This window comes from Psychroflexus aurantiacus, from assembly GCF_010820555.1.
GTDB lineage: Bacteria > Bacteroidota > Bacteroidia > Flavobacteriales > Flavobacteriaceae > Psychroflexus > Psychroflexus aurantiacus.
In genome coordinates, this window is the sequence record NZ_JAAIKD010000050.1 from 1 (window position 1) to 324 (window position 324).

The following is a 324-nucleotide window of genomic DNA, read 5'->3' on the forward strand; positions in this document are numbered from 1 at the left end:
AAATGCCGGATCAGGCGGTGGCATGTCGGCCCTCACTTACAGGACACTAGCTGTTCCAGGGGAGGTTACAAAAGCAGATTTAATAGCTATAGCCGGGGGAGGTGGAACATCACCAAAAGATTCTGATGTAGATTCTCATGCCGGTGAAGGCGGAGGCTTGTCTGGTGGCGATGCATTCGATAATAATCCTGGAATAGATGGATTGGGAGGCGATCAGAATTCCGGTGGTGGAAGTACTAACGCTAATCCCGGTGGCTATTTAGTGGGCGGAAATTCTGTTTTAAATGGAGGTGCAGGAGGTGGCGGCTATTATGGTGGTGGTTC

1 pseudogene is annotated in these 324 nt (G+C 50.3%); it reads left to right on the forward strand.

The features are described 5' to 3' along the window. Positions 1-324: pseudogene (locus tag G3567_RS13285) on the forward strand (hypothetical protein); the annotation flags it as partial.